The following is a 24,158-nucleotide window of genomic DNA, read 5'->3' as shown; positions in this document are numbered from 1 at the left end:
ACGCCAACCTAAGGCGCTGAAACCACAGCGACTAGGCCGCTAGAATTGGTAGCAGCTTCCCACCCATTGGACGACGATGCTTCTGGACCTCAACGACCTCCAGTACTTTGTTCTCGTCGTCGACCACGGAGGCTTCTCCCAGGCCGGGCGCGCATTGGGCATACCCAAATCCAACCTGAGCCGCAGAATCTCACTGCTGGAACAGCGTCTGGGAGTTCGCCTGATCGTCCGCAACACCCGGCACTTCAGGGTCACGGATATCGGGCACACCTATTACAGCCACTGCCGCGCAATGCTGGTCGAAGCGGAAGCTGCCGAAGAAGCCATCGAGGTGATCAGGGCGGAACCCCGCGGCGTGGTCAGGATCACCTGCCCAGTGACGCTGCTTGAAGAACGCGTGGGCGACATGGTTACCGATTTCATGGCCCTCCATCCGTTGATCGACGTTCACCTGGAATCGACCAATCGGCGGGTGGATGTGGTGGGCGAGGGCATCGATGTAGCGCTGCGCGTGCGTCCGCCGCGATTGGAGGACTCGGAGCTCGCCATCCGCGTTCTGTCAGGGCGCTCACAATGTCTGGTGGCCAGCCCCGCTTTGCTGGAGCACTGGCAGACGCCGCGCGAGCCCTCGGAGCTGGGGCGCCTGCCGAGCCTGCACCACGGCGCGCCCCAGCAGGACTACGCCTGGACGCTGTTCGGGCCCGACGGCGCGCAGATTGATGTGCCGCATCAGCCGCGCCTGGTCACACGCGGCATGCCCATGCTGCGATCGGCTGCGGTGGCCGGCATCGGCGTCGTGCAGATGCCGACGAAATGGGTGCATGCATATCTGGCCCGGGGCGAACTGATCCAGCTGCTGCCCGAATGGACGCCGCGTACGGAGATCATCCACGCGGTGTTTCCCTCGCGCCGGGGCCTTCTGCCGTCCGTTCGGGCACTGATCGACTTCCTTGTCCTGCGGTTCAAGGACGAAGGACTTGAAGCCCCGGCGGATGCGGTGCCCGGGGAAGAATTTCCTGATCATCCAGACTGAGCCGTCCTTGCTGGGCGGCAGGCACTACAGCGCCGGAACCGTGATTCTCTGCAGATCAAGCTTGGCCCTGAGCGCATAGTGCTTGCGGGTAACCGGCACGCTGCAGGTCAGGCGCGGATCCAGGTAGTCCTTGAACATCGGCGGTCGCGAAGCGCCCAGATAGAACGGCCGATCCTGCTTGACCGCGGCTGGCAACAACACGTCGGAGAGATCGCTGTCGGATGCATCGGTCACCAGGCAGGGCGCATGGCGGAAGCCGAGCCTGCGCAGCAGGTACAGCCGGTGCGAGCCGTTGGTCAGGATGATCCGGCGGCCAACGCGTGTGGCACTGATCAGGTTGTCGCTGAAACCGAGGTAGATCACAAGGGCGTGGCTGGCCGCGCCGAACGGCTCGTAACCGGCGATGGTGCGAGGGTCGATCGTCGCCACGTCGAGGAACCGCAGGTCGTTGGACGCAGATGCAAAGGTGTAGCTGCCATCGGACTGGGTAAAGCGCACATCTGGATGTGCGTGGCGTCCGCTTCGTGCCACCAGCTCCATGATCTCGCGCGCATCGGGTGACGCGGCCGTGGCCGCCGCGAGCTGATCGATGTGGCGCAGGTTGATGCATTCCTGGAAGACCACCAGTCGGTCGATCTCCACCATCTGCCAATTGCGGGGCACCACGCTCGTCATGCGGTGCATCGATGGCTGACGGAGGGCCTGCTCGGCCAATGGCCGCATCTCTTCCGGCAGGGCGAGGACATCCATCGCATCGGCGTCATCTGCTTCGTCCTGGTGGAGGTGACGCACCAGGGCGCGGGCGTTCCGCCACTCCTCCACCAGCATCGCTTCGTCAAAGCTTCCTGGCGGGCAACGCTCCCTGACGAAGCGGATGAACTTCGGCAGCGGAAACAGGCCCTTCAGCAGAAGGGTGGGATCAAGGCCATCGTCATTGATCTCGGTGGGCATCCATCTCGCTCTCTTGGGAGTCGCTGCAGCGACGTCCGATACGGTCGGTCGTCACACCAAAATAATATGTTATATCGTAACATTTGAGTGCCTTGGCGGCAATCGTCCTGAAACACGCAGGGCGACGCCGGCTTGGCCGCTGTGCATCCACTGCATCGCGTGGGTGCATCCACTGACTAGAGGAGATGTTCATGAACGAACTGATTGAGCTGGGCGTAGTGGCTGGAGAGCAGAATCACGAAGACCAGGGTGAACTGATCGAGCTGGGCTCGGTGGTTTCCGAAACGAAGGCGCACAACCACGGCACGTTGTGGGATGGCGTCTTCCCGACCACCTCGCCCTGATCCATCGCCCCTTGCATGACCTGCGGTGCATGCCCCCCGCATGCACCGCTCTGATGCCTGCAGCAGCATGAGATCACGCTCGCGATGGACCAGCCTGAAGCCCCTTACTTCCTTTCGAAGCACGCACATGTCTGTGTGACCGGCGACGCGATGGTCATTCTTGACCAGGCCTCAGGCAGCTATCTCTCCATCGATCGGCGCGGGGCGGCGGGGCTTGGTGGGCTGGTGCTGGACTGGCCCCTGGCCTCCGATGGGGCGCCGAGGCCGAGGATGCTGCAGTCGCTGCTTGATCGGCGCCTGATCACTCAGGATCCGCTTCGTGGCAAATCCGCAGCAAGCGCCGCGATCGCATTGCCCCGGCACTGGGTGCGTGAAGGCGAGTCCCGAGGATGTCCGCCGATCACGGCCCGCGATGTACGCCGCTTCCTGGCCTCGGTCACGCGCGCGGCCTGCAGCAGGACGTTCCTGCCTTTCAGCTATACGGTTTCGGCAGCGCGCAGGCGCGGCCAGGCATCCACGCCGGGCGAGGTGGACCTGCAGCAGCTGGCCCTACTGGTCCGGGTGTTCGATTGGTTGCGACCGATCGCCTTCAGGAAGACCGATGAGTGCTTCCTCTACTGCCTGGCCATGCGCGAGTTCCTGTCGCGGCACGGCATCGTTCCCGCGTGGGTGTTCGCGGTGCGCACCCAGCCGTTCGCAGCGCATTGCTGGTTGCAGCACGGCGACCAGGTCCTGACCGACATCCCCTTCAACCTGCGCCGGATGACGCCCATCCTGGTGCTGTAACCGGCCTGAGGCATGTACCGATACATCGCTCTGTTCTGGAACGATCATTCCGAATCCGCCCGTGCGCAGGCCCTGCAGGCAATGGAACGAATCGAAGCGGGCCGCCCCGGAATCGCCTGCGTGATGAAGGGCAGCGGCGGCGCAATCTATGCGCAGACTGACAACCCCGGCTACTTCGAATACAGTCGGTCCGGCTCGCTGGTGATACTCGGCAAGCTGTTCCACAAGGTGTTCGGCGCCGATACCGTTCCCGCACAGGCATTTCCCGATGCTGACTCGGCAGAGACCGCCTGCAGTACGCAGGGCAGGAGCCTGGTTGAACAGTACTGGGGCCGCTACGTTGCCGTGGGCTACCAGCCGGATACCGCCAGCTGGTTCGTGCTGCGCGACCCGACGGCGGAGATACCATGCTACTTGACCACGGTCGATCAGCTGACGGTGGTCTTTTCGAGCATGGAAGACTGCCTGCTGCTGGGATTGGGTGATTTCAACGTCGACTGGTCGTTCCTGTCCTACTCGTTGCTGTTCCCGTTCCGTGACGGCCTGCAGACAGGTTTCGAGGAGGTCACCGCGCTCGAGGCGGGCGAGGCGGTGACGATCCGTGATGGCCGGCCGGTTGACCGGCACTACCAATGGGATGTGGTCCGCCAGGCCAATGAAGCGCCCATCGAAGATCTGGAGGAAGCCGTGCGGCTGGCACGTGCAACGCTGCTGGGCTGCATCGGTGCGCTGGCGAGCCAGCATCGTTGCATCCAGCTTCAGCTGTCCGGCGGGCTGGACTCCTCGATTGTCCTGGCCGGCCTGCTGCATGCGTCCTCCGCACCAGAGGTGAAGTGCGTGCATCACTACGATGCCGGCATTGGTGCTGATGAGCGCCTGTTCGCGCGCATGGCCGTTGCCGGTGCCCGTGAGTCCTCCGGAAGAAGCTGCGAGTTCGTCGAGTACCAGCGGCAGCCGCACTGCTCGCTGGAAGAGATCATGCACTTCCCGCGAACTGCCCGGCCTGCGCATTGCTCAGGCTACCTGCTGCATCGACGCGACGTGGATTTCGACGCGGACACGGTGCAGTTCACCGGTGTCGGCGGCGATGCGGTCTTCCTGCGCTTCAAGGGCAATGCCGCTGCCATCGATCATGCGTGGCGACGTGGGATCGACCGCGACTTTTTCCGTGTCGCGTTCGAAACCGCGCAGTCGGGCGATTCGCTGTACGGGGTATTCAAGGATGCCTTCGTCCATGGCGTGTTGAAGAAGCCAGGCAACATCAACGGCCGCTGGGGCAACCCGTGCGAATGGGTGAAGGTGGATGCTTCCGAACAGGATGGCACGCCGCCGGCCTGGCTGCGGCATGCGCGCGCACAGGGGCACAGGCTCTCTCCGCACAAGCTGGCGCACATCGGCCGGATGATCTTCCCGACCAGTGTGCTCGATCCCTTCGAGGGCGCAGGACGCTGGCACGGCGTATCGCCGATCAGCGCACAGCCTGTGGTGGAACTGTTCGCCCGTCTGCCGCTGCGCCTGCTGATGGCCGGCGCGGAAGACAGGACGATCGCGCGTCGTGCATTGCAGGGCCTGTTGCCGCAGGCGCTGCTCTCGCGCAAGGTGAAGTCCTACCTGGACGATCACTCGGTGGCCGTCACCCAGCGGCATCAGCAGTTCATCAGGGGCCTGCTGGTGGATGGCCTGCTGGCCCGGCGGGGCTACATCGACAGCGCATCGGCCGACGCGGGCATCCGCAGGGTCAGCCCGGATCACTCATCCCAGGTACTGGGCATCTTCGGCCCGCAGGTCAATATCGAAGCCTGGCTCAGGCGTTGGATGGGCAGGCCAGGCGTGCCGGCGACCGGCGCCGCCTAGGCGCTCCGGCTCATTTCCTCAAGGTAGAGGCTCTCCAGATCATTGGCGGTGATCGTGCTGGCATCCAGCGTCCTGCGCAGCCTGCCGGCCTGCATCAGTCCGATGGTGGTCGCCACTTCGCGGGCACGGAACAGATCGTGGGTGGCCATCAGGATCGCCGTGCCGCGGTCGCGCTGGCGCACGATCAGCTCGTGGAACTCGGCCGAGGCGGTCGGGTCCAGGCCGGAGGTCGGTTCATCGAGGAGCAGCGCCCTGGCTTCCTTGATGATGGCCAGCGCGATGCCCACCTTCTGGCGCATGCCCTTGGAGTAGAGGCCGACGCGCCGCCCGAATGCCTCGGGCGCCAGCCCGGCGGACCTGAGCGCGTCCTTCAGCCGTGCGGGCGAGCGCTGCTCCACCGCAGCCAGGCGCGCGAAGTAGTCCAGGTTCTCATAGCCGGTCAGTTCGTCATACAGCGCCACGTTCTCCGGGATGTACAACAGGCGCCGGCGCACCTCCTGTGGCCGCTGCCAGGCACTGAGCCCATCAACCTCGGCGGATCCGGAGGTCGGCTCGAGGAAGCCCAGGAACAGCTTGATCGTGGTCGACTTGCCGGCCCCGTTGGCACCCAGCAGGCAGAAGATCTCGCCGGGACGCACCGTGAAGCTCACATCATCCAGCGCCCGATGCGTGCCGTGTTCCTTGACCAGATGCGTTGCAGTCAGCATGTGTGATGTGCCTCAGGGGGTGGCCAGCCGACGCCGCATCGACCAGGACGCGATCAGCAGAAGGAAAGTGGCGACGGCCAGCGCGGCCAGGTCGATCAGTACGCCGCGTTGCAGGGCGCCCGCCGTTTCCTGGAATTCGAAACGGGGCAGGGCGTCGTACTCGGCCAGCGTCTGTGGCACGTCACGGTCCAGATAGTCCTTGTGCAGCTGTCGACGAGCCTGCCAGTACGCGAGGACCTGCTGCTGGAACGCCAGCGCCCGATCGGCGTCGGATCCGGCGAGGCGGTCCAGTGCATCCTGCACCGCGACCGACGGCAGGAGCAGGCGCGCCCGGTCGAGTGCCCGGCGCCGCGCATCCTCAGCCTCTGTATGTGCGGCGATCAAGGGCGTGATGGCTTGGTCGGCCTGGAGCAGATCGGCATAGGCCGCGCGGACGGCATCAGCAATGCGTGGCGACCGCGTGGCGGGCGGTTCTGCCGCGTGGCGCAGCTGCTGCTGGCGGGCAGTGTCGGCCAGCTGCGCCTTCAGTCTGGTGGCCAGCTGCATCTGTGAGGGCGGTGGAACCATCAGGTTCACTGCTGCCAGGACCAGCGACGGGGCCATGACAACGATCAGCAGCCACAGTGCGCCAGCGGCAATCGCGGCCTCGGTGGTGCGCCGGGCGAAGCAGCCGATAAGCATCGCCAGCGCCAGCCAGAAGCTGCCGTAGGCGAGCACGATCAGGGCAAGCACAGCCAGGCCGGAAGGACTCGTTGCCCCCGAGCCAGCGGCAACGGCAAGGATGATGGCCAGTGCAGGCAGCAGCACGATGGCGCCGCGGGCCGATGCCTTCACCGCGATCAGCCGTCCTGCCGCGATGGGCTGTGACAACACCAACGCTGTGATGCCGCGCTCGCGTTCGCGCGACCAGAGATCGAAGGTGGTCGCCAGGATGACCAGAGGCAGCAGGAACACAATGACGAAGGCCAGGTCGAATCGGCCTGCGGCCTGCACGGCGGGATTGCCGATGTCGGACCACACATGCCTGAGCAGCTGGGTGCGGTCACCCAGCGCAACCACGTCGGCGGTGTAGGGATAGGCCTCCGCCTGCCCAATCGACAGCGCCGCCATCGCGCCGGGCGGAAGCACCGGCTGCACGCGAGGCAGTACCGAGGGCGCCTTGCCGACAAATCCACGGCTGCGGTCCCTGGCATCCTGCTCTTCCGCGTTGATCAGGCCGATGGCTGCCTCGCGTTGCCCGACCCACGCACTGCCATTCCATGCTGCATAGGCCGCCAGCACCACCAGCAGGCCAAGCAGCACCGGCAACGCCCGGTCACGCAGCAGCCGACGGATCTCATGCCCTGCGATCGACAGGCTGCTCATGGGGCACTCCCGAGATGCCGCGCCGAGGTGAACACCAGCCCCAGGGACAGCAGCACCCAGGCCAGCAGAATGGCGAAGTTCACCGACTGTGCCGCAGCGATGTGAGTCAGCGGCGGCGGTCGCGGGCTGTACGCCACGGAGCGGGTAAGGGTCGCGATATCGGCCAGATGCTTGCTGCCGTTCGCGGTCTTGTGCTGTTTCACTTCCAGGTTGAGTGCCTGGATCAACCGGTAGCGATAGTCTTCAACGCCGCGCAGGAACGCCAGATGTGCAGGGAAGTCGGTGCGCGCCAGTGCCCGTGATGCGGCCTGCAGCGCAAGGGTGGGGGACAACGCCGCGAAGGCGCGTTGCGTGATCTCCTGCCGCTGGTAAGTGGTGTAGATGCGTTCGAAGTGGCGGTTGTAGGTCTCGGTGGAATTCGCTTCGGCGAACTCCAGCGCCACACCGCGGAAGTTGACCGGAAGATCGTCCACGTCCTTCACCTGGTAGCGTGCCAGCATCTCTGCTTTCAGTGCGTCCAGCCGCCTGTCCGCCGGGTCGTGGCCATCGGCACCGTTCTCTGCGTCCTCGGTGACCGCTGCGCGGAACGCGGGTGCAGTAGGCGTGGGATCCAGCGATTCGGCCAGTGCGGGGGCCACCCGCGGCGCGAGCAGGGTGGCCACCACCCAGAAGCCGAGCAGAACCACCAGGGACGTACGTGCTGCGCTGAAGCGCGCCGAGACACCGATGGTGATGGCGCAGAACACCATGAGATAGAGCGCATACGCCGCGATCATCGCAACGAGCGCCATGATGTCGGCCATGCCGAGGGTGCGTCCGGCCATGCTTGGAAGACCGACCGCCAGCAGGGCGACCAACAGCAGCAGCGATGCCGTCGCCAGCGCGATCAGCCGCCCACCGATCAGCACCTGGGCCGATGCACCACTGCCGAGCTCCTGGCGGAGGGTTTCGCGGGCGACATCGCCGGAGAGGCTGGCGAATCCGGCAAGGATGATCAGCAGGGGCGCCACGACCTGCAGTGCCCATGCTGCAGAGAAGCCATCGAACCGGCTGAGCGCGGCGCCGGCCTCGACGGGTCGGTGCCGGGCCGGATTCTGCGCATGACCTTCGATGAACACCGAGGTGCCGACGAAATCCGTGATGCCCGGGTCGAGCGCCGCCAGCGGCCGCACCGGCGCGGGGATGGCGCGGCCGACGTGCGCGGCGGCATGCGGGTCGATCGTGCCCTGGCTGTCCCACAGCCCGGCCTCCTGCTCCGCTACGATCTGGCGCTCCTGTGTCTGCTGGGCCAGCCGTGCTGTACCCGTGGCAACCGACGCTCCCGCAAGCAGCAGCAGGGTCAGCGCAAGCCACAACAGACGCCGCTCGCGCCACATCAGTTTCAGCTGGGTCGCGGCAACGGCCAGCGTCTGGCGAAGGGCCGATGCGGGTCTGGAGAGGGCGGGAGAGGCATCGCTCATGGTGGGCGCCCTACCAGCGATGGGTCAATGTCATGGACAGGAAGCGGCCGAGCGCCGTTGCATTGGTCGGGTCGAAACCGGTGTTGATGCTATTGACGATGAAGGGCGGATTTCTGTCCAACAGGTTCTGCACGTTGAAGGCCAGCGAGGTGCCCTGTCCGGCACCGGCAGAACCGCTGAAGTCATACCTGAGATTGAGGTCGACCGTTGTCCACGAGCTGACATGGGGGTCGGCGCGGTTGGCCAGATCGCGATAGCTGTCCACGTAGTTCACGAACAACCCGCCGGCGACTTGCCGGTGGCTTACGGCGAGGCCACCGCGCACCTTCAGGTCGACCGGGAAGTACACCGCGTTCACCGCGTCGACCTCGGGCGAGGTGGCGGTCACGCGGCGCTTGGAATCGATGATGTACTGGCCGGCAAGGTTCAACGCGATGCGGGTCTGGCCGGCGTCGAAATCGTAGGAGGCATTGAAATCGACGCCGCGCTGCGAAGTGAACGCATTGTTGCGGAAGCGGTTGTCGAGGATGACCTCGCTGCTGGTTTCATCGGTTCCTGGTGTCAGGGCATAAGGGCCCACCCGCGATACGAACAGGCCCAGGCCGGAGGCGCCCAGCTGACGCGCCTGCTGGATCTGCTGAGGCGTCGGGTTGACGGTCAGCAGGTCCGCATAGGGCGCGGTGGACTGCAGGAACAACGACGGGAAACTGCCGCCGAAACCGCTGCCGATCCGGTCGGCATACTCGATGTGATAGTAGTTCGCGTCGACCTTGAGGCCCGGCAGCGACGGGGGCGCGAACGAGAAGCCGCCGGTCCAGGTCTTGGCACGTTCGGGCCCCAGATCCGGGTTGCCGTTGGAGAGCATCATCAGCACCGTGCTTCCGTTGGCCGCGCTCGGGTTGGGTACCTTGGCCACCACCACGGTGTTGTTCAGCTGCATGTCCTGGTAGACCGGCGCCCGGTAGGAGCGGCCGTAGCTGGTGCGGAACGAAAGTCCTTCCGTTGCTTCCCACAGCAGGCCCAGCTTGGGATTGAGGGTTGAACCGAAATCGCTGTAGTCGTCGTAGCGTGCGGCCGCAGTCAGCGACAGCCGACGAACGCCAGGCATGTCTGCCAGCAGCGGAATGTTGAGCTCAGCGAAAGCGGAACGGATCGTGCGATGCAGGTCGAGCGGCTTCTCAAGCCCGCGGTGGTCGAGCAGTTCATAGCCATCGCGGCGGTAGCCGGCACCGAATGCCGCGCGTACGCCGCCGGCCGGAAGACTGAAGAGCTCGCCGTCGGCGATCACTTCCAGATAGCGCGATTCGGAGTTCGTATCCGTCGGCGGTGCGGTGCTGACCGAGCTGCCGGTGATGGTGGTTCTTTCATAGGAGACGTCGCTCCTGCCGAATCCGGAATTCAGGCGGGCCTGCCACTGGCGCGGAAGCTCGAGGGTAAGCCCGGCGAACACATCGAACTGCCGCGTGTGTGGGAACAGGCGGGTCTCGTCGGCGGTCCCCGAAATGGTGGTGTCCATCTCGCGCTTGGCAAAGGAGCCGGTCAGGTTGAGCGTCAGCACATCGCTGAGTTCCTGCACGCCGTCCAGATACAGGCTGTGCCGCTTCGAACCGGGATAGATGTCGTAGGGCTTGACCGTAACGTTCCGGGAAAAGTCCTTGTCGACAGCAGCAAGGTTGGACTGCTTCAGGAACTCGTAACTGGCCATCAGATGGCCGCCCTCCCAGGACCAGCCAGCCGACTGTGATGCCTGGTCTTCGTCCATGTTGCCGCGGGTGACGCTGCCATAGCGCAGCGAGGTCTCATAGCCGGTGAAATCCCGGCGCAGGACGATGTTGACCACGCCGCCAACGGCATCGGTGCCGTAGATGGCCGAGGCGCCATCGGTGAGGATCTCCACGCGCTCGATGGCACTCAGCGGAATCAACGAGATGTCGACGTACTGATAGCGGTTCGAGGAAGTCACACGGTGGCCGTTGATCAGCGTCAGCGTGGTGCCGGTGCCGAGGCCACGCAGGTTGATGGCAGTGCCCTGGCCGAAGTTGTTGCCGGTATCGCGGTCGACGCCGAGGTTGCCGACATTGGCGCCGTTGGCGCCGCCACCGAAGTTCTGCGGCAGCTTCTCGAAGAGCTGCTGCAACGAGGCCACCCCGGTTCGATCAATGGCCTCCCTGTCGATCACGATGACCGGGGAGGCGCCGCTGCCGATGGCATCGCGGATGTTGCTGCCAACGACCATCACCTTGTCCAGCGTGGTGGTATCGGATCGCCGCTCGCCCTGGGCAGGGCTGCCGGAACTACTGGCATCCTGCGCCATCGCCGGCGCGTTGAGCTGCAGTGCGGCGGCCAGGCTGGCGACCACCAGTGCCGCCGGCCTGGCGGTGGATGCGTTGTTCATGCCCCGGTCCATCGATCTCATCGGATGTTGGTCTGCGGCACGAGCCATCGCGCCTTCAATGGCGATGTTATATCATATCATTCAATATGCGCGACGACCTCTTGCTGTGCCGGGAAGCGAGGGCAGGCGCACCGCTACACAGGAGCCACTGCACCGATGCCGGACCGACGCTGATGAGAATGTTCGCGCTGCCGCCGCCGGTCACCGAGATCCTCGCCGCGTACTGGAAGGCGGACCGCAGGCTGCTGCTGTCGATCGCCGCCATCGTCGTGCTTTCCAGCCTGGCCACGGTGGCAGCGCCGTATCTGTTCTCGCGCCTGATCGACCGCATCAGCACCGAGGGCATCCGTGAACTGGCGGGATGGTTCCTGCTCTACGCGGTGATGCTCGGCGCCGCCAGCATCCTGCAGAACACCGTGCAGTACCTGTCGTTCCTCAGTGGCGAGAACCTGGGTTTCATCACCGGCACCCGCTATTTCGCGCGCCTGCTGAAGAAGACCCACAGTTTCTTCCTGGATTACAACGCAGCCGAACTGCAGGTGGCCGGGGAGAAGGGCCGCAACGCCCTGAAGATCGTGGTGCAGCTCGGCCTGGTGGTGTTCATTCCCAGCGCACTGCAGATCCTGCTGACCTTGGTGACACTGGGCGCACTGATCAACCTGCAGATGGTGGCGATTGTGTTGGGCTACGGTTCTGTGGCCGTCACGCTCTCGGCCATCGCCACCCGGCGAGCACGGATCCATCGTGAGGCGGCCGTCGAGGCGGGCCAGCAGAATGCGCGCTTTGTCGGCAATGCGATGAACGCGATGGAGACGTTGCGCCAGTTCGGCGGCAGCGCGTGGATGATCCAGCGCTTCGAACAGAAGGCCCAGGAGGTCCGCGACAGCTGGCGCGCCTACGTGCTGCAGCGGATCGGCTTCATCGGGCTGCTTGGTATCGGCCTGGCGGTCGAGTTCATCGTCACCTTCGCACTGCTGCTCCCGCGCTACCAGAGCGGCGACCTGAGCGTCGGCGATATCGTGCTGTTCAACCTGCTGTTGCTGCAGCTCAACATGCCCTTTGAAATGATCGCGCGCTCGATCGATGACGTTGCCCGTTCGTGGACGCTGCTGAAGCCGCTGTCGGCACTGTGGGCGGCACCCGAAGAACGGCAGGCAGCGAACGCCGGCCGATTGCACTGGGAATGCGGCCGGATCGAGTTCCAGCATGTCAGCCATAGCTACGGCAATGGCCGCGGCGTCCGTGATGCGTCCTTCCACGCCGGGCGTGGCGGCATCAACTTCCTGATGGGGGAGACAGGGGCAGGGAAGTCGACGCTGTTCAAGCTGGCATTGAAGTCGATCGAGCCCCAGCACGGTCGCATCCTGGTCGATGGCGCCGACCTGGCCCACATCGACCGTGCCGCGTGGCATGCCGCCGTCGCTGTCGTTCCCCAGGATGTCATCCTGCTCAACGAGAGCCTGGCCGACAACATCCTGCTGGGGCGCCCGCGCGACGATACCCGGTTGCGCCACGCGACCCACAAGGCGTCGATCCTGGCCTTGATCGACGCACTGCCCGAAGGCTTTGAAACCACGGTGGGCGAGCGCGGCCTGAAACTTTCCGGCGGTGAACGGCAGCGCATCGCCATTGCGCGTGCACTCTACGGCGAGCCCGCCATCCTGTTGCTGGATGAAGCCAGCTCGGCGCTGGACGAGGCGACGGAGCGCGAGATCATGGGCCACATCCGCGCGCTTGCCGATGATGTCACCATCGTGGCCATCACCCATCGCCGCAGCGTGGTGACCACGGCCGATCAGGTGATCGTGCTTGCGACGGGCTGACGGGACCTGACGGACACCAGTGCCTGCAGCTGGAGCGCGATGCTTCTGGGGTACGCTGTGCGCGACCGTTCCCGGTGCCTCCCGTGCTGTCGATGCATGGCCCGTGACCCCGCACCGACTCACCCCAGGAATCCCGCATGTCCGACACCTCTCCGCCGCTGAACATTCTGGCGTTTGCCGGCAGCCTGCGTGGCAACAGCTACAACCGGCGTCTGATCAGGGCCGCGGCAGGCGTCGCGCCTGCGGGCCTGCTGCTGACCGTGCATGACTCCATTGCCGATATTCCGCTGTTCGACGAAGACCTGGAAGCCGCCGATCCGGCCGGTCCTGCCGGGGTCAAGCGCCTGCGCGCGGCCATTGCAGCCGCTGACGGCGTGCTGATCGCCACACCGGAGTACAGCCAATCACTGCCCGGCGTACTCAAGAACACGCTCGATTGGCTGTCCCGCGACGATGCCGAATACCGCACGGTTCTTTCAGCGAAGCCAGTGGCGATCATCGGCGCCACGCCGGGTCACTGGGGCACCAAACTGGCGCAGTCGCAACTGCGCCATACACTGACCGCCATGGGCGCATTGACGATGGCGTCGCCGCAGCTCTATGTGGCCGAAGCAGCGGCGGCCTACGACAACGAGGCGGAAGATTTCGACGCCGCGACGCGCAAGCGCCTGCAGCGCTTCCTGGAGGGATTCCAGAGCTGGGTCCAGCTGCTGCACGGCGGGGCGTCGCACGGTTGAGCGGCTGAGCGGTGCCGGCAGTGGGCGTCAGCGCCCGCCGGTGCCAGCGCCCGGATCATGCAGCCCGCGCAGTTTCTTCTTGTTGATCTTGCCCACGCTGGTCCGCTCGATCGCATCCACGAAGCTGACACGCTCCGGAATCGCATAGCGTGAGATGTCTCCGGAACGGCTGCGCGCTGCGACCAGTTCGATGATCTCCGCTTCTGACACATCACTGCCGGGCTGCCTGACCACCAGCGGCAGTGGCCGTTCGCCCCATTTCGCGTCGGTGATACCGATCACCGCGACCTCGCTGACCGCCGGGTGCAACGCGATGATGTCTTCCAGCGCGAGCGAGGAGATCCATTCGCCACCGGTCTTGATCACGTCCTTGATGCGATCGGTGACGCGCAGGTAGCCACCTTCGTCAATGTTGCCGATGTCGCCGGTGTGCAGGTAGCCGCCGGCCCACAGCGTTGCCGAAGCGTCTGGATCGTGCAGGTAGCCCTGGGTCAGCCACGGTGCACGCGCCACCACTTCGCCGGTGGCGACGCCATCGTGGGCGACATCGCCCATGTCCGGGTCGACGATGCGCAGGTCCACCAGCGGCACCGGAATGCCGGCCTTGGTGCGCAGTGACAGCACTTCGTCGGCATCGGTCACGGTGTCCACGTCGATCTGCGCGATGGTCAGCAGAGGGCAGGTCTCGGACATGCCATAGCCGCCGAAGATGTCGATGCCCCGTGCCAGTGCACGCTGCGCCAGGGCACGGGGCAGGGCGGCACCGCCGATGATCACCTTCCAGCCCTCCAGGTCGGTCTGCGCCGCGTCCGGGTGTTCCAGCAGCATGTGCAGGATGGTCGGCACGCAGTGCGAGAAGGTCACTTTCTCGCGGGCGATCAACGCCAGCAGCTTTGCAGGCAGGTAGCGCCCCGGATAGACCTGCTTGATGCCCATCGCGGTAGCCACGTAAGGCAGGCCCCACGCGTGCACATGGAACATCGGGGTAATGGGCATGTAGACATCGTCACGATGCAGGCGGCCCTGGCGGGGTGCGCCGCCGAGCGCGGCCATCGCCGCCAGCGAATGCAGCACCAGTTGCCGGTGGCTGAAATAGACGCCCTTGGGCAACCCGGTGGTTCCGGTGGTGTAGAACACCGTGGCACGGGCATGCTCGTCGAAGTCCGGGAAGCGGACGACCGGCGTGGCATCACGCAGGCCCGTTTCGTACTCGGTGGCGAAGCCTGGTGGCAGCGGGCCACCGGCGTCGTCCAGCAGGATGCGCGTGCGCAGGTCCGGCAGCTGCTCGTCGATGGCGTCCAGCAGCGGCAGGAACTCGCGGTTGGCCAGGATCACCCGTGCGCCGCTGTGGTTCAGCGTGTACGCGATCTGCTCGGGGGCCAGGCGCACGTTCACCATCATCAGCACCGCACCGATCATCGGCACCGCGAAGTAGGCCTCAAGGTAGCGGTTGCTGTCCCAGTCCATCACCGCCACCGTGTCGCCGTGGCTGACGCCCATCGAGGTCAACAGGCCGGCCAGCTGGCCGATGCGCGCCTGCAGGGTGCGGTAATCGAATCGGACCTGGTCGCCGTAGACGATTTCCTGTCCAGGGCTCACCGCCAGCGGCATCAGCAGCAGCTGCTTGATCAGCAATGGGTAGGCATGGGCCTCGGGAGTGGGGGCGGATGACATGGCGTTTCCTCGTGGGCGGCGTTGCGGTCGCCGGCCTTCTCCGCACCACACTAGCAAGCCCTTCATGCTGCGCCAGCGTACCTAGGTACCTGTTCGCGCGCGCACCCTATTTGATAATCTCGCCAGAACATGCCGACCCTGCTCATCGCCGATGATCACCCCTTGTTCCGCGCGGCACTGCATCGCGCGGCGGAAGAGGCGGTCGCCGATCTGCAGATCAGCGAGGCTGATTCGCTGCACAGCGTGCTGGAGGTGATCGAGAGCCAGTCGATCGACCTGATGCTGCTGGACCTGCACATGCCCGGCAACCACGGGTTGGCGGGGCTGGCCACGATCCGTGCATTGCAGCCGGGCCTGGCGATCATCATCGTCTCTGCCAATGAGGAGCCGCAGGTCATCCGGCGTGCCATCGACCTCGGCGCCGCGGGCTACCTGCCCAAGAGCTCGGGCTTGAACGAGCTGCAGTCCGCGCTGCAGTCCGTGCTGGAGGGCGAACGCTGGATTCCGGCGCTGCTGCGCGAGCCGGTGGCGCGGGTGGCACCGTTCAGCAGGGATGCCGACCTGGCCGCACGCCTGGCCAGCCTGTCCGCACATCAATACAAGGTGCTGGGGCTGGTGGCCGAAGGCCTGCTCAACAAGCAGATTGCCGACCGGCTGGGCGTACAGCTGCGCACGGTCAAGGCGCACATGACACGCATCATGGAGCGGCTGGGCGTACGCAACCGCGCGCAGGCCATCCGCGTGCTGCACGAAATGGGGTTGGCCGATCCATCCCGGCAGATCGAAGAGCTGCGCGAGCCCTGACCGGTCAGGGCGTGTTGGTGGCCGCCAGCAGGTGGTTGATCGCCCAGCGCAGCGCCAACGGCTTGAACGGTTTGTTGAGCAGGGAAAGCCCAACGCCGCGCACCGCCTCGCGTGTATCGCTGCCGGTATCCGCACTGAGGATTACCGTCGGCCGTGGCCCATGCTCGGTGACCAGCCGCTGCCAGAGCGCCACGCCGGTATCGCCGTCATCCAGGTGGTAGTCGAACAGCCACAGCGCCGCCGAATGTGCTGACGCGCCGACCTCGGCGCCGCCTCGCACCGCGATCACATCGCAGCCCCAGGCCAGCAGCATCTGCCGCATCGCTTCCAGCGCATCCGTATCGTTGTCGACCACCAGCACGCGCAGGCCCTTGATGGTGCTGGTACCCGCCGGCGGTGAGCTGCGCGGGACTGCGGGTGGTGGTGCGCGTTGCACGCTGATCGAAAAGGCCGAGCCGTGCTCCAGCACGCTGCGCAGGTGCAGCGGCGCATGCAGCAGGCCGGCGATGCGGTGCGCGATGGTCAAGCCCAGGCCCAGTCCTTGCCCGTTGCTGCGATCGACCCGATGGAACTCCTCGAACACCACCGCCTGCTGCTCCGGAGCAATGCCGGGCCCAGTGTCATGGACACCGATCAGCAGTGCCTGCCCCTGGCGGCGCACACCCAGCAACACACCGCCATGGCGGGTGTAGCGAATGGCATTGGCCAGGAAGTTCTGCAGCACACGGCGCAACAGCAGCGGGTCACTGTGCACCCAGGCGTGGGTCCGCACGTAGCGGAACTGCAGGCCTCGCGCGGCGGCCAGTACCGTGAACTCCTGCGCAAGCGGATCCAGCACGGTCGACAGTGCGAAGGGGCGCGGATCGGCCACCAGCCCGCCGGCTTCCAGTCGCGAGATGTCCAGAAGCCCCGACAGCAGGTCATCGGTGGAATCCAGCGCACCCCGGATCTGGCACAGGAAACTATCGAGGAATTCTGATTCGATGTGCTGCGACATGGCATCGGTCAGCAGCTGCGCCGCATGCAGTGGCTGGATCAGGTCGTGGCCGACGGCGGTCAGGAAGCGGGTCTTGGCCACGTTCGCGCGCTCGGCCTCGTGCACTGCCTGTTCCAGGCGGGCGGTGCGGTCCTGCACCCGGCGTTCGAGGGTTTCATTGCTGCGCTTGAGCGCATCTTCCGTGCGGCGGAACGCCGTAACATCGGTGAAGGTGGCGACATAGCCACCGCCCGGCATCGGGTTGCCGCGGATCTCGACGATGGTGTCATCGGGGAAGATGCGTTCGGAAAGATGCGGCGTGCCACGGCGCATATGCGCGACGCGGCGCTGCAATGCCTTGGTGGGCGTGTCGCCGGGGCCGTCGCCGATCTTCAGTTCCCCCAGGGCCCAGGCGGTGAGATTGACCACCGGCTGCCCCACCTGCAGCAGCTCCGGCGGAAACTTGAACAGCGCGGCGTAGCGACTGTTCCAGGCCACCAGCTGCAGCTGCGCATCGACCACGCTGATGCCCTGGCTCATGTTTTCCAATGCAGCTTCCAGCAGGCGCTGGTTGAAGCGCAGCACTTGGGTGGCTTCGCCAACGGCACGGGTCACTGCATCCAATGGTGCGGCGCCGCCCTCACGCGCGGCCTCCACCAGCAATCGCGCCATGCCCGCACCGACCACGGCGGTCAGTTCGCGCTCGACGGCGGTGACCCGGTCATCATCCAGCAGCTGCCCGGCATGCCCGTCCATCAGCTGCCGGGCCCGGTCCTGGCCGAGGAAGCGTCCGGCGGTTCTGCGCAACGACGCTGCGGCCACCGCTTCCCTTCGGCGTGGCAGCGAGGGACGCACTGCACGCGACACCAGCGCAACCGTCAGCAGGTTGACTGCCAGGCTGGCGCCCATGCTGATGGCGATATGACCCGGCTGCACGCGCAGCGAGACCATCGCCGACCAAAGGAGACCGTCGGCGCTGACCGACGACGTTGGGGCCGGGATCACCATTGGCAGCAGTACCAGCCACAGCCAGGCCAATGAGCCCAGCACGATGCCGGCCATGATGGCCGGGGAGGGCGTACGTGGGCGATACACCGCCAGCAGCACCGCCGGTGCCAGCTGCGAGAGGGCGGTGAAGGACATCAGGCCGAAATCGCTGAGTGCCTCGGTGCCACTCATCGCGCGGCTGTACAGCCACGCCATCAGGAACACGGCGAGGATGCCGGCACGGCGGAACGCCAGCACGCGCGGTCGCAGGTCGGCGTTGGCCACGCCGCCCTCGATGCCGCCGAGCAGACGCGAACCGAATCCATGGTTGCCCAGCATGATCGACAGGGTCAGCCCGGACAGGATCATCATGCCGGTGGCCGCGCTCAGGCTGCCCAGATAGGCCAGCAGCGCCAGCAGATGGTGACCACCGGCCTGCGGCAGCGCCAACACGTACAGGTCCGGCGGTACCGAGGCGGGCAGCTGCGCGGCACCGGCCAATGCCATTGGCACCGACGGCAGGCCGATCAGCAGCAGGTAGACCGGGAACATCCAGCGTGCCGTCTTCAGGTCCGAGGTCTGGCGAAGCTCGACCACGCCGACATGGAACTGGTGCGGCAGGGTGAAGGCGGAGATCGCCCCCAACGCAACCATGGTGAGATAGTCCGGCACGATGGCCGGTGGCGGCAGCTGCGCCATTTTCTCCAGCAGCGGTGTGCCGGCCTTGTGCACGGACAGCGCCGCATACAGTCCAATGGCCAGCAGCGCCACCAGTTTCAACACCGACTCCAGGCCCAGTGCGACCACGATGCCGCGGTTGGGCTCGGTGGCCGAGGCCTTGCGTGCACCGAACAGCAGGGTGAACGCGGCCATCGTCAGCGCGAACCAGAACGACATGTCCAGCTGCGCACCGGCAGGCGCGAACCGATCACCGAGCAGGGCGCCCAGTCCCTGGCTGACGGCTTTCAGCTGCAGTGCGATGTAGGGAATGATGCCGAACAGCGCCACCAGGGTGATGGTGAAGCCGAGGCCGCGATCGGCACGCAGTCGCGCGACGACCAGATCGGCGATGGTGGCACTGTTGTGCTGCTTGGCCAGCCGCCCCAGGCGGAGCAGGAACGGCAGGCCCAACGCGAAGATCAGCGCCATTCCGGCCAGGGTCGGTGGAATGGGGAAGCCCCATTGCAGCCCCTGCGAGGCCGCGCCGTAGTAAGTCCACGCGGTGCAGTGCACAGCCAGCGACAGTGCATAGATGAGCGGCCATGCCTTCGAAAGCCGGTGCCCCCGGCGCTCGCCCCACAGCGCCACGCCAAACAGCAGTGCGGTCCATGCAATGCAGGCGAAGAGGACGATGGAGGGCGTCAACATCGCTCCAGTGTAGGGAGAGAACCGGGCAGGGTGGTGCTAGGAGGCGCTCACGATCAGTGACAGCTGCTCAGCGACCAGTGCCAGCTCGCCATCGGCAACCCGCTCGACGGCCTTGCGCTGGGTCAGCAGCCACTGGCCGGGCTGGCGCGCGTCCAGTGACACCAACTGCGAGCGAACCCGCACCTCGGACCCGCTCGGCACCGGCGCCAGGAAGCGGACCTTGTTCAAGCCGTAGTTGAGCACGTGCGTGATGCCGGGGAACCCGGCGAGGGCGGCCACATCGTCCTCCACCGTCAGCGAGAGCAACAGGAAACCATGTGCGATGGTGTGCCCGCCCGGCATCTGTGCCTGCGCCCGCGCCGGATCGACATGGATCCAGTTGTGGTCGCCGGTGGCGTCGGCAAAGGCATCGATGCGTGACTGGTCCACGCGGGTCACGCCACTCAGCCGTTCACTGGCCGCCCACTGCTGCAACGCCTGCAGGGCAGGAGGCAGCCCGCTGTCCGTACTCACGCCACCCGCTCCAGCAAGGCCAGGATCGCGTCACGTGCCTCAGGCTCGGACAGCATCGGTGCGTGCCCCACATCGGGCACTTCCACCAGGCGGGCGCTCTCCGAGGTGGCCGCCATCTGGCGGGCGACATCGGCCGGCAGGATGTCGGACAGCGCGCCGCGTACCACCAGCACCGGCACCCGTGCGGTCAAGCCGCGAACCGCACGCCACAGCACCGGACGCAACAGCCACAACAGCCATGGCCGGGTGGTACGGATCACCGCCGGGTCGTAGTCCAGTTCCAGCAGGCCATCGCTGCGCGGGCGGAAGGTGCGCACCGCCATCTGCCGCCAGTCATCGGTGCTGAAGCGCGGGAACGCGGCCTTGCCGATCGATGCCACATAGGCCGTGGCCTGTTCCAGATCCATCGGCGGCACCGGCTTGCCCGCGTACTTTCCGATCCGTGCCAGCGCCTCGCGTGGCACCTTGGGGCCGGCATCGTTCAGCACAGCGGCAGCGATCCGCTCAGGCGCGCGGGAGGCGAGGGTAATGGTCACCAGCACGCCCAGCGAGGTGCCGACGAACACTGCCTTGTCGATGTTCTGCGCGCGCAGCAACGCCACCATGTCATCCGCATAGGTGCGCGGGTTGTAGCTGGACGGATCATGTGCACGTTCAGAACCTGCGCGGCCACGCAGGTCGACCGCAATAACACGCCAGCCCTCGGCGGTGAGCGCATCGGCAAGCGCATCGAAGTCGGCACCATTGCGGGTCAGGCCGGGAATGCAGACCACCGTGCCGCGGGCTGTCTGCCCTGCACCCGGTGCATGGTCGCGCGCGTGCAGGCGCAGGCCATCGTCGCTGTTCCAGTACAGATCTACGTAAGACTGCATCATTCAGGGGCTTCCTGGAAATCGTAACGGATGCGCTAGAAATCGTAACGGACGCTGAGGCTATATTGGCGCGGCGGGCCATAGAAGCCAATCAGCGTGCCGACGGCCGGAATGTTGTAGCCGGTGGTGCGGTATTCCTTGTCGGCCAGGTTGGTGCCCTGCAGCGAGAAGGTCCACGCATCATCCAGCCGCCAGATCACGCCGGCATTGACCAGCCCATAGCCCTGCTGACGGATCACGGGGCTCAGGTCAGTGGTCGGCCAGACCTCGCTCTGATAGCTGTAGCCCACCCGGGCTGACAGGTTGCTGCCGTTGGCCAGGTCGGTGCGGTACTCCACGTTGAACGCACCCGAGAATTCCGGCGCATTGGTGAACTTCATCTGATTGGCCACGTTGATGCCGCGGTCCATGTACTCGTCGTACTTGGTATCCAGCCAGGCCAGGTTGCCGGTAATCAGCCAGTGCTGGCTGGGCAGGTACTGGTACTCCACCTCCAGGCCCTTGACGGTACCCGCGCCGGCATTGGTGAAATCACCGAAGAAGGAATCATCGATGCCATCGCCATTGGTATCCAGGCCGGTGAACACCGACAGCTGGATGTCCTTGTACTTGTTGTAGAACGCCGAAAGATTCAGGAACAGACGCTGGTCGAGGAAGGCCATCTTGCTGCCGACTTCGTAGCTGTCCACGGTCTCGTCATCGAACGGCTCCGCCGAGCGCGGCACTGCTACCGCGTTGGCGCGGATGTTGTAGCCACCGGACTTGAAGCCACGGGTCGCCAGGCCATAGACCATGATGTCCGGGGTGATCTGGTAGTCCAGCGACACCTTGGGCGAGACGTTCTTGAAGTTGGTCTTCTTGTCGAAATCGGCGGTTACCGCCACCGGCCGGCTGAAGCCCGGGTCGGCGTAGAGACGGTTCAGCACGATCGCGCGCTTGTCCTCGTCGGTGTAGCGGGCGCCGACGTCGAGCTTCAGTCTGCTGGTCAGGTCGAAGGTCCAGTCCGCATACAGCGCGATGCTGTCGGTCAGCACCTTGCCCTGGTTGTCGGCGAACTGCGCACTGAAGTAGTTGTTCTGGATCTGCCCGCCGGCCTCGCCACTGAACTGGTACAGGCCGACCACGCCGCGCACCCGGCCGCCGGCATCGTAGTTCAACTGCACTTCGTTGCTGACCTGGTCGTCGTGATAGGTGCCGCCCACGTCGGCGAGCTTGACCGGCGTGGTGTCGAAGTCGATGTTGGCTTCGCTGTCCGATTCGCGCTTGGCCACCACGTACTTCACTGCAATATCTTCGTTCGGCCGCCAATTCACCGTGGCCGAGGCGCCCTTGGTTTCCACGTTGTTGAGGTTGCGCATGCCCGAACGGATGTCGTAACGGCTGTCCATCGGCGGGTAAGCACGCAGGAACGGGTTGGGGGCCAGCATCTTCGAGCCGCGCATGCCGGACTGGTCATCGATCCAGTCCAGCGCGAACTGAACATCGAAGTCGTCGCCGGCATAGGCGCCCAGGTTCAATCGCGCCGCGTTGACCTGCTTGTCGCTGACCGGTTGGCCATTGAAGGTATTTTCGCCAAACCCATCGTGGTTCATGCTGGCCACTGCCACGCGGGCGCGCAGGCCACTGTCGGCACCGCCAATCGGGCCGCCGATGGCCGCTTTAGCATCCAGCTGGCTGTAGTTGCCTACGGTGATCTGGGCAAAGCCCTCCGTCTGGGTGGGCAGGCCGCGCGAGATGTACTTGATCGCACCGCCAATGGTGTTCTTGCCATACAGCGTGCCCTGTGGGCCGCGCAGCACCTCGATGCGCGAGACGTCGAACACGTCCAGCAGCGCCCCCTGCGGACGGGCGATATACACATCGTCCAGATAAATGCCCACGCCCGGGTCTGCGCCCCAGGTGGGATCGGACTGGCCGACGCCGCGGATGTAGGCGGTGACTGTACTGCTGGCACCGCGTGCGGCGTAGATGGTCAGGTTGGGCACCTGCGCATCCAGGTCGCTGATGTCCTGGACATTCATCCTGTCCAGCGCCTCCGAAGTGAAGGCAGTGACTGCCACCGGCACTTCCTGCAGGGTTTCCTCGCGCTTGCGTGCAGTGACCTTGATGCTGTCCAGATTGGTGGGTGAAGCGGCCCTGCCTGTCGTTGGCGCAGCCTGTGGCGACTCCTGTGCCAGTACCGGCCCGGTGGCCAGCAGCGCACCGATCATCAGACTCAAACAATTCCGATTCATCCTTTCCTCCCCCAAGGCATGTCCATTGCGGATGGCCCTCTGCCACCCCTGCAGCCAAGGCTAGCGGTGTCATCAGGCGGCGGCGAGTGGACCTAGGTCCAGTCGGCAGCGGCCACCGGATGCGGATACTGGGCGCGCCCCCAGCCGGAAACGCTCCCCGGTACCCCTTCATCCACGACTCACGCATGAGGATCTGGCCATGAAATCCGGAATCGATTCGATCAAGGTTGTACTGCTGGCGCTGTGCGGTTGGTTGGCGATGGCGGGCAGCGCCCTTGCCGCAGGCCCAGCCGGGCATTGGGATATCGACCTCTACGGCAATCTGTTCGGCGCCCGCGAATACCAGGTATGGGTGCCGGCCGGCTACGACGACACACACCCCCTGCCTTTGCTGCTGGTGCTGCACGGCTGCGTGACCGGACCGAACCTGATGGGCGAGGCCTCGGGCTTCAACGATGTGGCCGATACCGAGGGCTTCATCGTGGTGTATCCGCGCCAGAACGTCACCTCCAATCCGGCCCGCTGCTGGAACTGGCAGCTGCCGATCAACCAGGCGCGCGACAGTGGTGAGCCCTCGCTCCTGGCCGGTATCGTGGACAAAGTGAAGGCAAGTTACAGCGTTGATCCGCATCGCGTGTACGTCACCGGCATTTCGGCGGGCGGGGCGATGACCTCGATCATGCTGGCCTGCTATTCGGACGTGTTTGCCGCCGGTGCCATTCATTCCGGTGGCATGTTCAAGGGCGCGACCACCATCTCGGGCAGCGCTTATGCGCTGCTGGCCGGTAGCATCTATTCGCCGGACAGCAACGGTCGTCTGGCATGGCAGTGCTCGGGCTCGCCGTCACCGCGCCCGCTGCCGGTGCTGGTGTTCCATGGCAGCGCCGATCTCACCGTCAATCCGGTGAATGGTCAGCAGGCCGTTCGCCAGTTCCTGCAGACCAACGATCTTGCCGATGACGGCCTGGACAACGATTCGGTGAAGTACGTGCCGACCAGCACCTATCACGGCCAGGTGCCGGGCGGCCGCGCGTATACCGTCGACACCTATGCGTACGGCGGCAGGACGCTGGTCCAGCACTATGTGGTGCAGGGCATGGGACATGCGTGGAGCGGCAGCCAGTCCGGCTTGCCGTTCACCGACCCGAAGGGACCGGATGCCACGCTGATCACCTGGTTGTTCCTGAAGGGCTACCAGCGCTGAGGGGGTAGAGAACTGCCAGGGAGGGACGCGGCTGGAGGTGCCGGATGGCACCTCCAGTCGCTCAAGGCAAT

18 protein-coding genes are annotated in these 24,158 nt (G+C 65.4%); 8 read left to right on the top strand and 10 right to left on the bottom strand.

The window, feature by feature from the left end; all coding sequences use genetic code 11:
- Positions 1-76: 76 nt before the first annotated feature.
- Entirely contained in the window at positions 77-1,033 is a 957-nt protein-coding gene (locus ABR323_RS03550; RefSeq protein ID WP_439448238.1) for a LysR family transcriptional regulator, read from the top strand.
- Positions 1,034-1,057: 24 nt separating this feature from the next.
- Here ABR323_RS03550 and ABR323_RS03545 read toward each other — a convergent pair whose 3' ends face one another.
- Positions 1,058-1,984 (bottom strand): hypothetical protein, encoded by a 927-nt coding sequence (locus tag ABR323_RS03545; protein ID WP_439448237.1) that lies wholly within the window; start codon positions 1,982-1,984, stop codon positions 1,058-1,060.
- Between the two features lie 191 nt (positions 1,985-2,175).
- Between ABR323_RS03545 and ABR323_RS03540 the strand changes: the two genes are divergently transcribed.
- The 3 genes from ABR323_RS03540 (at position 2,176) to ABR323_RS03530 (ending at position 4,968) form a co-directional block, all read left to right on the top strand.
- Positions 2,176-2,328 (top strand): hypothetical protein, encoded by a 153-nt coding sequence (locus ABR323_RS03540; RefSeq protein WP_162292569.1) that lies wholly within the window; start codon positions 2,176-2,178, stop codon positions 2,326-2,328.
- A gap of 84 nt (positions 2,329-2,412) precedes the next feature.
- The gene (locus ABR323_RS03535) at positions 2,413-3,114 is read left to right on the top strand and encodes a lasso peptide biosynthesis B2 protein (protein WP_439448236.1); all 702 of its coding nucleotides are present in this window, start codon (positions 2,413-2,415) and stop codon (positions 3,112-3,114) included.
- 12 nt (positions 3,115-3,126) lie between these two features.
- On the top strand, positions 3,127-4,968 hold the full coding sequence (locus ABR323_RS03530) for an asparagine synthase-related protein (RefSeq protein ID WP_439448235.1): 1,842 nt from the start codon (positions 3,127-3,129) through the stop codon (positions 4,966-4,968).
- On the opposite strand, the gene ABR323_RS03525 is transcribed toward ABR323_RS03530, so the two are convergent.
- Genes ABR323_RS03525 through ABR323_RS03510 form a run of 4 tightly spaced genes read right to left on the bottom strand, consistent with a single transcriptional unit; the run spans position 4,965 to position 10,895 of the window.
- Entirely contained in the window at positions 4,965-5,675 is a 711-nt protein-coding gene (locus tag ABR323_RS03525; protein WP_071305242.1) for an ABC transporter ATP-binding protein, read from the bottom strand. The genes ABR323_RS03530 and ABR323_RS03525 overlap by 4 nt on opposite strands.
- A gap of 12 nt (positions 5,676-5,687) precedes the next feature.
- A complete protein-coding gene (locus ABR323_RS03520) occupies positions 5,688-7,040 on the bottom strand; it encodes an ABC transporter permease subunit (protein WP_439448234.1) in 1,353 nt (450 codons plus the stop codon).
- Positions 7,037-8,500: a DUF3526 domain-containing protein gene (locus tag ABR323_RS03515; protein WP_439448233.1), complete on the bottom strand. Its 1,464-nt coding sequence runs from the start codon at positions 8,498-8,500 to the stop codon at positions 7,037-7,039. The genes ABR323_RS03520 and ABR323_RS03515 overlap by 4 nt, the downstream gene beginning before the upstream one ends.
- Before the next feature lie 10 nt (positions 8,501-8,510).
- Positions 8,511-10,895, bottom strand: a complete 2,385-nt coding sequence (locus tag ABR323_RS03510; RefSeq protein ID WP_439448232.1) for a TonB-dependent receptor plug domain-containing protein — start codon at positions 10,893-10,895, stop codon at positions 8,511-8,513.
- A 173-nt stretch (positions 10,896-11,068) separates the two neighbouring features.
- Between ABR323_RS03510 and ABR323_RS03505 the strand changes: the two genes are divergently transcribed.
- Entirely contained in the window at positions 11,069-12,718 is a 1,650-nt protein-coding gene (locus tag ABR323_RS03505; protein WP_439448231.1) for an ABC transporter ATP-binding protein, read from the top strand.
- 137 nt (positions 12,719-12,855) lie between these two features.
- Positions 12,856-13,455 carry an NADPH-dependent FMN reductase gene (locus tag ABR323_RS03500; protein ID WP_439448230.1) on the top strand — a complete coding sequence of 200 codons (600 nt, stop codon included), beginning with the start codon at positions 12,856-12,858 and terminating at the stop codon, positions 13,453-13,455.
- A 27-nt stretch (positions 13,456-13,482) separates the two neighbouring features.
- On the opposite strand, the gene ABR323_RS03495 is transcribed toward ABR323_RS03500, so the two are convergent.
- Positions 13,483-15,129, bottom strand: a complete 1,647-nt coding sequence (locus ABR323_RS03495; protein ID WP_439448229.1) for a fatty acid--CoA ligase — start codon at positions 15,127-15,129, stop codon at positions 13,483-13,485.
- 129 nt (positions 15,130-15,258) lie between these two features.
- Between ABR323_RS03495 and ABR323_RS03490 the strand changes: the two genes are divergently transcribed.
- Positions 15,259-15,933 carry a response regulator transcription factor gene (locus ABR323_RS03490; protein WP_135273681.1) on the top strand — a complete coding sequence of 225 codons (675 nt, stop codon included), beginning with the start codon at positions 15,259-15,261 and terminating at the stop codon, positions 15,931-15,933.
- Between the two features lie 4 nt (positions 15,934-15,937).
- Here the strand turns inward: ABR323_RS03490 and ABR323_RS03485 are convergent, their stop codons facing one another.
- The 4 genes from ABR323_RS03485 to ABR323_RS03470 are packed head-to-tail and all read right to left on the bottom strand — an operon-like array spanning position 15,938 to position 22,859.
- Positions 15,938-19,264, bottom strand: a complete 3,327-nt coding sequence (locus ABR323_RS03485) for a hybrid sensor histidine kinase/response regulator (RefSeq protein WP_439448228.1) — start codon at positions 19,262-19,264, stop codon at positions 15,938-15,940.
- A 36-nt stretch (positions 19,265-19,300) separates the two neighbouring features.
- The gene (locus ABR323_RS03480; protein ID WP_439448227.1) at positions 19,301-19,777 is read right to left on the bottom strand and encodes a MaoC family dehydratase; all 477 of its coding nucleotides are present in this window, start codon (positions 19,775-19,777) and stop codon (positions 19,301-19,303) included.
- Positions 19,774-20,652 (bottom strand): alpha/beta fold hydrolase, encoded by an 879-nt coding sequence (locus ABR323_RS03475; protein ID WP_439448226.1) that lies wholly within the window; start codon positions 20,650-20,652, stop codon positions 19,774-19,776. Before ABR323_RS03475 ends, ABR323_RS03480 begins: the two co-directional genes overlap by 4 nt.
- A 32-nt stretch (positions 20,653-20,684) precedes the next feature.
- Positions 20,685-22,859, bottom strand: coding sequence for a TonB-dependent receptor (locus ABR323_RS03470; RefSeq protein WP_439448581.1), 2,175 nt, complete (start codon positions 22,857-22,859; stop codon positions 20,685-20,687).
- A 223-nt stretch (positions 22,860-23,082) separates the two neighbouring features.
- Here ABR323_RS03470 and ABR323_RS03465 point away from each other — a divergent pair, with 223 nt between their 5' ends.
- Positions 23,083-24,087, top strand: a complete 1,005-nt coding sequence (locus ABR323_RS03465; RefSeq protein WP_439448225.1) for an extracellular catalytic domain type 1 short-chain-length polyhydroxyalkanoate depolymerase — start codon at positions 23,083-23,085, stop codon at positions 24,085-24,087.
- Positions 24,088-24,158 lie beyond the last annotated feature (71 nt).

It is taken from the genome of Stenotrophomonas sp. ATs4, assembly GCF_051861585.1.
GTDB lineage: Bacteria > Pseudomonadota > Gammaproteobacteria > Xanthomonadales > Xanthomonadaceae > Stenotrophomonas > Stenotrophomonas maltophilia_AS.
Note: the sequence above shows the minus strand (reverse complement) of the source record. Positions and strands in the feature narration are given on the sequence as shown.

Bases quoted from the DNA above. Each gene is read 5' to 3' on its own strand.
- ABR323_RS03550 (WP_439448238.1), top strand. From the start codon at position 77: ATGCTTCTGGACCTCAACGACCTCCAGTACTTTGTTCTCGTCGTCGAC.
- ABR323_RS03545 (WP_439448237.1), bottom strand. From the start codon at position 1,984: ATGCCCACCGAGATCAATGACGATGGCCTTGATCCCACCCTTCTGCTG.
- ABR323_RS03540 (WP_162292569.1), top strand. From the start codon at position 2,176: ATGAACGAACTGATTGAGCTGGGCGTAGTGGCTGGAGAGCAGAATCAC.
- ABR323_RS03535 (WP_439448236.1), top strand. From the start codon at position 2,413: ATGGACCAGCCTGAAGCCCCTTACTTCCTTTCGAAGCACGCACATGTC.
- ABR323_RS03530 (WP_439448235.1), top strand. From the start codon at position 3,127: ATGTACCGATACATCGCTCTGTTCTGGAACGATCATTCCGAATCCGCC.
- ABR323_RS03525 (WP_071305242.1), bottom strand. From the start codon at position 5,675: ATGCTGACTGCAACGCATCTGGTCAAGGAACACGGCACGCATCGGGCG.
- ABR323_RS03520 (WP_439448234.1), bottom strand. From the start codon at position 7,040: ATGAGCAGCCTGTCGATCGCAGGGCATGAGATCCGTCGGCTGCTGCGT.
- ABR323_RS03515 (WP_439448233.1), bottom strand. From the start codon at position 8,500: ATGAGCGATGCCTCTCCCGCCCTCTCCAGACCCGCATCGGCCCTTCGC.
- ABR323_RS03510 (WP_439448232.1), bottom strand. From the start codon at position 10,895: ATGAACAACGCATCCACCGCCAGGCCGGCGGCACTGGTGGTCGCCAGC.
- ABR323_RS03505 (WP_439448231.1), top strand. From the start codon at position 11,069: ATGAGAATGTTCGCGCTGCCGCCGCCGGTCACCGAGATCCTCGCCGCG.
- ABR323_RS03500 (WP_439448230.1), top strand. From the start codon at position 12,856: ATGTCCGACACCTCTCCGCCGCTGAACATTCTGGCGTTTGCCGGCAGC.
- ABR323_RS03495 (WP_439448229.1), bottom strand. From the start codon at position 15,129: ATGTCATCCGCCCCCACTCCCGAGGCCCATGCCTACCCATTGCTGATC.
- ABR323_RS03490 (WP_135273681.1), top strand. From the start codon at position 15,259: ATGCCGACCCTGCTCATCGCCGATGATCACCCCTTGTTCCGCGCGGCA.
- ABR323_RS03485 (WP_439448228.1), bottom strand. From the start codon at position 19,264: ATGTTGACGCCCTCCATCGTCCTCTTCGCCTGCATTGCATGGACCGCA.
- ABR323_RS03475 (WP_439448226.1), bottom strand. From the start codon at position 20,652: ATGATGCAGTCTTACGTAGATCTGTACTGGAACAGCGACGATGGCCTG.
- ABR323_RS03470 (WP_439448581.1), bottom strand. From the start codon at position 22,859: ATGATCGGTGCGCTGCTGGCCACCGGGCCGGTACTGGCACAGGAGTCG.
- ABR323_RS03465 (WP_439448225.1), top strand. From the start codon at position 23,083: ATGAAATCCGGAATCGATTCGATCAAGGTTGTACTGCTGGCGCTGTGC.